The sequence below is a fragment of the Bradyrhizobium sp. 33ap4 genome, assembly GCF_032654765.1.
In the GTDB taxonomy this organism is placed as follows: Bacteria; Pseudomonadota; Alphaproteobacteria; order Rhizobiales; family Xanthobacteraceae; genus Bradyrhizobium; species Bradyrhizobium australafricanum.
In genome coordinates this window covers 1-1,426 of sequence record NZ_JAUMTJ010000174.1, presented here as the reverse complement: position 1 = coordinate 1,426, position 1,426 = coordinate 1, and the positions used below count along the sequence as shown (strand labels likewise).

Genomic DNA, 1,426 nt, shown 5'->3' with positions numbered 1-1,426 from the left:
CGCCCGAAATTACCTGGCCGTCGTTACTCTCGCAGCCATCGTCTTATGGATGCGATAAATGTCCACACCACCTAGAGTGGACGCTGATCGCGGATGGCGTGCCCGTGACTGACGTCTACAAAGTGCTTTGGAAAGCCACAGGGCGTCGACCGTGCCTTCAGGAAGCTCGACACGATCAAAAAGGACGTCGTCTGGTTTCAGAGCAACAGCCCAGGCAGCACAACTTCTAGTCGATGGTCGGGTCATTATGACGTCTGCCCCGAATGCCCGCATTTATGACGCCATCAAGAACGCTGGCAAACTTTTCGAGGTCATGTGGGATGCCCAGGCGCAGGAACCGAGTGTTTGGGTTATTCCCAAAGGCACTCCGCGGCTGGACGCTGCGTACAGGTTCCTCGCCTACGCTACGTCGGCGACAGCCGCAGCCTGGCCTCACACAGTACCTTCCGTGCGGGCCAACCAACAAAGACGCAATGGCGCTTGTCGATCCGGCCATGAAACCCCACCTGCCGACCGCACCCGAGCACACGACCAATGCCTTGGTGAGAGATCTCGGATTCTGGGCTGAAAAAAGGTGACGAGCTAAGGCAGCGCTTTAACGTATGGCTCGCGAAATAGCAATGCTGCATTAAAATGCGCAAGAAGCCGCTTCGATAACAAGAATGGACCAGCGAGTGACTGGATTCCGGCAGGCGCGAACACACTCAATGCAGATTTCTTTTGGGATTTGATCGGCATGTTCATTCAGGAAAGGCCGGCGGACGGTTGACGCCCAGTAGGCCTACCGAGATCCCGTGCGTGACCGCGTGCGGGAGACGGGCTGTTCTGAGCGTAGTCGACTGATGACCTCTATGGAATGCGAAGATGAATGCCATGAAGCTGTAGCACCATGCCTGCGCTGCACTCTCTAATTTGGCTTCAAGCTACTTGAGTATGAATCCCACATTGTGCGGTAGGCACCTCTATCTGTGCTCGATCCCCGCCGGTAAAGCAATGTTCCCCTTTGTCGATCGAGGCCAGAATATAAGGCACGCCGTACCTCTTGAATTGTTCGGCCATTTTCAGAGACTCTTCGACGGGACGGTCCGTATCCTGCGTGCCGTGAATCATTAAAGTCGGTGGATATTCGCGCGTGACATTCTTGACGGGCTCATAGGGCGCGGTGTCTTTGGCGATTGAGCCGAAGCTGAATCCACTTACTTCTCGAGGTCAAAGGCCAGTTTGGCGGTAGTACACGTAGATCTTCTCGCTGTCCCCGTTCCGAAAGGTATTATCCGAAATAGCGATTCCATCCGTTTGCTGCATCATTTCCTCCTTGCTGATTTTTTCCCGGTTGTAGTTGGGTAAGAACTAGTAGCTCGTCACAGTGATTTTGACTCTTTGGGTATGCCTGGATAGGCGCGCCCCAGTTTGGTGCGAGCTTTGT

At 54.3% G+C, this 1,426-nt stretch carries 2 protein-coding genes; one reads left to right on the top strand and one right to left on the bottom strand.

What is annotated here, in order from left to right; all coding sequences use genetic code 11:
* The first annotated feature begins 247 nt into the window (after positions 1-247).
* Entirely contained in the window at positions 248-568 is a 321-nt protein-coding gene (locus Q2M23_RS44385) for an extracellular solute-binding protein (protein WP_410469848.1), read from the top strand.
* A 350-nt stretch (positions 569-918) separates the two neighbouring features.
* Here the strand turns inward: Q2M23_RS44385 and Q2M23_RS44380 are convergent, their stop codons facing one another.
* On the bottom strand, positions 919-1,176 hold the full coding sequence (locus tag Q2M23_RS44380) for a prolyl oligopeptidase family serine peptidase (RefSeq protein ID WP_410469849.1): 258 nt from the start codon (positions 1,174-1,176) through the stop codon (positions 919-921).
* Between the last annotated feature and the right edge of the window lie 250 nt (positions 1,177-1,426).